The 4507-nt window shown below is 66.4% G+C and carries 6 protein-coding genes; 3 read left to right on the forward strand and 3 right to left on the reverse strand.

Annotated elements, in window-relative coordinates:
- Positions 1–12: 12 nt before the first annotated feature.
- The 3 genes from CN311_RS20045 to purM are packed head-to-tail and all read right to left on the reverse strand — an operon-like array spanning position 13 to position 2340.
- Positions 13–537, reverse strand: coding sequence for a SixA phosphatase family protein (locus tag CN311_RS20045; RefSeq protein WP_097575468.1), 525 nt, complete (start codon positions 535–537; stop codon positions 13–15).
- A gap of 16 nt (positions 538–553) precedes the next feature.
- Positions 554–1264, reverse strand: a complete 711-nt coding sequence (gene purN / locus CN311_RS20050) for a phosphoribosylglycinamide formyltransferase (RefSeq protein ID WP_097575464.1) — start codon at positions 1262–1264, stop codon at positions 554–556.
- Positions 1261–2340, reverse strand: a complete 1080-nt coding sequence (gene purM / locus CN311_RS20055; RefSeq protein ID WP_097575465.1) for a phosphoribosylformylglycinamidine cyclo-ligase — start codon at positions 2338–2340, stop codon at positions 1261–1263. Before purM ends, purN begins: the two co-directional genes overlap by 4 nt.
- A gap of 175 nt (positions 2341–2515) precedes the next feature.
- Between purM and CN311_RS20060 the strand changes: the two genes are divergently transcribed.
- The 3 genes from CN311_RS20060 to CN311_RS20070 form a co-directional block, all read left to right on the forward strand.
- Positions 2516–3073 (forward strand): CDP-alcohol phosphatidyltransferase family protein, encoded by a 558-nt coding sequence (locus tag CN311_RS20060; RefSeq protein WP_097575466.1) that lies wholly within the window; start codon positions 2516–2518, stop codon positions 3071–3073.
- Positions 3045–4229 carry an AI-2E family transporter gene (locus tag CN311_RS20065; RefSeq protein ID WP_097575467.1) on the forward strand — a complete coding sequence of 395 codons (1185 nt, stop codon included), beginning with the start codon at positions 3045–3047 and terminating at the stop codon, positions 4227–4229. The genes CN311_RS20060 and CN311_RS20065 overlap by 29 nt, the downstream gene beginning before the upstream one ends.
- A 5-nt stretch (positions 4230–4234) precedes the next feature.
- The coding region (locus tag CN311_RS20070; protein WP_483425989.1) for a P-loop NTPase family protein at positions 4235–4507 on the forward strand (273 nt) is incomplete at its 3' end.

Consider the following 4507-nt stretch of genomic DNA (forward strand, 5'->3'; position numbering starts at 1 on the left):
GGCGCGCCGAACTCAGCCCAGTTCCTTCACCCGCAGGCAATGTGTCAGCCGGGCGCCGCCAAAAGCGAGACCGGCCCAGTCGCCGTAGACCTCAAGACGGGCAACTGCGGCGGTTGGGAATTTCTCTTCGAGCTTTTTCGCCGCCCCGCCATCCGATCCGACACCGGCAAGCCGGCGCGCGAACTCCTCCAGCCCGGGGTTGTGGCCGACCACCAGAAGGGCGCCGGCGGCTGCATCCGCCTGCCGCACCTTGGCGAGGATATCCGCGGCCGTGGCTTCGTAGAGCGCCAGGACGAATTCGGCCGGCGTTCTTTTCTTCCATTCCGCCGAAACCAGCCGCCATGTGTCGCGGGTGCGCAACGCCGGCGACACCAGCGCCAGATCCGGCAGCCAGCCGCGCCTGGCAAGCTCGCGACCCATCAGCGGCGCTGTCTTCAGCCCGCGCGGGCCGAGCGGCCGGTCGAAATCGGCAAGTGCCGGATCATCCCAGCTCGACTTGGCGTGGCGCAGGAGCAGAAGTTGCTTCGTTGTCGCCATGCCAGCCTCCATCTGTTCAGGGCGTGATGCGCGCCAGATGTTCGAGATCGGTCTCCTCGCGCAGCGGGTCGGGCGCCATCACCACCGACGTACCGTTGTCGGCATCGTCGGCGAAATGCGCAAGCACCGTGCGGCCGCCTTCCATGCGCGCCTTGCCCTCGGCGACCAGGCCCAGCGCCAGCGGATAGAGCCGATGCTCGGCCTTGAGCACGCGCGCGGCCAGCGTATCCTCATTGTCGCCCACCATCACCGGCACCGCCGCCTGGGCGATGATCGGACCGTCATCCATGTCCAGCGTCACGAAATGCACCGTGCAGCCATGGATGCGCATGCCCGCGCGGATGGCTCTTGCATGTGTGTCCAACCCCTTGAAGGCCGGTAGCAGGGCAGGGTGGATGTTGATCATCCGCCCCTGCCACTTCTCGACGAAGCGTGCGCCGAGGATGCGCATGTAGCCGGCCAGCGCGACGATCTCGGCGCCGAAGGCGGCCAGCGCAGCATCGATCGCGCCGTCATGCGCTTCCTTGCCGGCATAGTCGGATCGCGAAATCACTTTGGTGGGGATGCCGCGCGCCGCCGCGATGCCGAGCCCGGCCGCATTGGCCCGGTCGGAAATGACGCCGACGATCTCGGCCGGATAGGCCGGATCGCTGGCGGCAGCGATCAGCGCGGTCATGTTGGAACCGCGTCCCGAGATCAGCACCACGGTGCGTTTGCGCGCGTTCATAGGTCGATCGAGCCCCGATAGATCACGCCGGCGTCGCGGCGCGGCACGATGCGGCCGATCGGCGTTACCGTCTCGCCGGCCTCCTGCAGGACGGCGGCTACCTGCGCCGCCTGGCCGGAGGCGACGACGAGGATCATGCCGACGCCGCAGTTGAAAGTGCGCATCATCTCTTCGGGCGCCACGCCGCCGGTCTTCGCCAGCCACGAGAACACCGGCGGCACCTCGATGGCGTCGAGATCGAGTTCGGCCGAAAAATCCTTCGGCAGGACGCGCGGGATATTCTCGGGAAAGCCGCCGCCGGTGATGTGGGCCAGCGCCTTGATGCCATGCGTGTTGCGGATCGCCTTGAGGATCGACTTGACATAGATGCGGGTCGGCTCGAGCAGCGCCTCCGCCAATGTCGCCTCGTCGTTGAAGGGTGCTGGATCGCTCCATGCAAGGCCGCTGGTGGCAACGATGCGGCGGACCAGCGAAAAGCCGTTCGAATGCAGGCCCGACGAGGCAAGGCCGAGCAGCACGTCGCCCTCGACGATGTCGTCCGTGGGCAGAAGCTGGCCGCGTTCGGCAGCCCCCACGGCGAAACCGGCCAAGTCATAGTCCTTGCCGTGATACATGCCGGGCATTTCCGCCGTCTCGCCGCCGATCAGCGCGCAGCCGGCCTGCCGGCAGCCTTCGGCAATGCCGCCGACGATCGCAGCGCCCTGGTCGGGGTCGAGCTTGCCGGTGGCGAAATAGTCGAGGAAGAACAGCGGCTCGGCGCCCTGCACGACAATGTCGTTGACGCACATGGCGACGAGATCGATGCCGATCGTCTCATGCTTGCCGGCATCGATGGCGATCTTCAGCTTGGTGCCGACGCCGTCATTGGCGGCGACCAGCACCGGGTCGGTGAAGCCGGCCGCCTTGAGGTCGAACAGGCCGCCGAAGCCGCCGATCTCGCCATCGGCGCCAGGCCGGCGCGTCGCGCGCACCAGCGGCTTGATCTTCTCGACCATCAGATTGCCGGCATCGATGTCGACGCCGGCCTCGGCATAGGTGAGCCCGTTCTTGCGCTTGGCTGTGTCGCGCTTGCTCATATCCGGCTCGTCTCTGTTTCCCTTGCGGGCTCTTCGCATGAACAGTTTCGGTCCGCAAGGATAACGGCGCTGAAACTGCCGATCTCCCCCACGTGGGGGAGATCGGCAGCTTCTCCCTTGCGCCCACCCGCCATCTCCATCATCTATCTCTCAATAAAAGCGACGGGACATCGCCTTGACCATCCCCAACCTGATCACGATCATGCGCTTGGTGCTGGTGCCGGCCGTGGTGCTGGCGATGCTGGACATGCGCTGGGACTGGGCCTTCGCCGGCTTCCTCGTCGCCGGCATTTCCGACGGCGTCGACGGCTTCATCGCCCGCCATTTCAACCAGCATTCGCGTCTCGGCGCCTATCTCGACCCGATGGCCGACAAATTGCTCCTGGTCTCGGTGTTCGTCGTCATGGGCTTCATCGGAGAGCTGCCGCTGTGGCTGGTGGTGACGATGGTGTCGCGCGATGCGTTGATCGTCTGCGCCGTGCTGTTGTCCACCGTCATGAGCCATCCCGTCGAGATGAAGCCGCTGTTCGTGTCCAAGGCCAACACGGCCATTCAGATCGCGCTGGCCGCCGTGGTGCTGGGCGAACTCGCCTTCGGCATTCGCCTCGACCCGCTGCGGCCGGCGCTCATAATCCTGTCCGGGGTCTTGACCGTGGCTTCGGCCGCGGCCTATCTCGTGGCTTGGCTGAGGCATATGAGCGGCTATGGCGAAGGCTCCACACCGGGCAACTAACGAGGAGGCCGCCACGGCGGCTGCCGACGATGCAGCGTCTGCCGCGTTCCGCCGGCAGATCTTCTTCTGGCTGGCGACCGCCGTTCTGCTGGCGCTGTTCCTCTATGTCTTCAGCGGCATCCTGTTGCCGTTCGTCGCCGGCATGGTGCTGGCCTATTTCCTGGATCCCGTCGCCGACCGGCTGCAGCGGGTCGGACTGTCGCGCCTGATGGCGACGGTGGTCATCCTCATTGCCTTCATCGTCGTCTTGGTGCTGGCCTTCGTCATCCTGGTTCCGGTGCTGGCCTCGCAGATGGCCGATTTCGCCAGCAAACTGCCGGAATATCTGACGCGATTGCAGGCGCTGATCACCAGCTTCGATCCGCAATGGCTGGAACAGAAATTCGGCGTCGATGCCAATGGCCTGCGCGATGGGCTGAACTCGTTGCTCACCTCCGGTTTCGGCCTGCTGACCACGGTGTTCACCTCGATCTGGAGCTCTGGCGTGGCGCTGGTGTCGGTGGTCAGCCTGTTCGTGGTCACGCCTGTCGTCGCTTTCTACATGCTGCTCGACTGGGACCGCATGGTGGCGATCGTCGACAGCTGGGTGCCGCGTGACTATGTCAAGACTGTCAGGACGATCGCCAACGACGTCAACACCGCCACCGCCGGTTTCGTGCGCGGCCAGGGCACGCTCTGCCTGGTGCTGGGCGCCATGTACGCCACCGGCCTGACGCTGACCGGACTGAACTTCGCCATCCTCATCGGCCTGTTCGCCGGGCTGATCTCCTTCATCCCCTATGTCGGCTCGCTGACCGGGCTGGTGCTGGCCGTCGGCGTCGCCTTCGTCCAGTTCTGGCCCGACTGGACCATGGTCGCGGCGGTGGCCGGCGTGTTCTTCGTCGGTCAGTTCATCGAGGGCAACATCCTGCAGCCGCGGCTGGTCGGCAAAAGCGTCGGCCTGCATCCGGTATGGCTGATGTTCGCGCTGTTTGCCTTCGGCGCGTTGTTCGGCTTCGTCGGCCTGCTGATCGCGGTGCCGGCTTCGGCGGCGGTCGCCGTTCTGGTGCGCTTTGCGATCGCCCGCTATCTCGAATCGCCGCTTTACAAGGGCCACGGCGCCGAGCGGGCTCCGCCGCTGCCGCCCAGCCGCCGCAGGGGGACGCCGCGCGGCTGAGAGGGATGAGCGACAACAAGATCGATCCGCCACGCCAGTTGCCGCTCGATCTCGGCCACGGCACCGGCTATTCGCGCGATGAGCTCGTCGTCTCCGGCACCAATGCCCAAGCGGTCGCGCTGGTCGACCGCTGGCCGGACTGGCCCTCGCCGGTGGTGGTGCTGGCCGGACCGGCCGGCTCGGGCAAGACGCATCTGGCCTCGATCTGGCAGGCCCATGCCGGCGCGGTGGCGGTCGATGCCGGCCGCATCGGCGGTTGCATCGCCGAGCTCGGCGCC

Source organism: Mesorhizobium sanjuanii (assembly GCF_002529485.1).
Classification (GTDB): Bacteria; Pseudomonadota; Alphaproteobacteria; order Rhizobiales; family Rhizobiaceae; genus Mesorhizobium; species Mesorhizobium sanjuanii.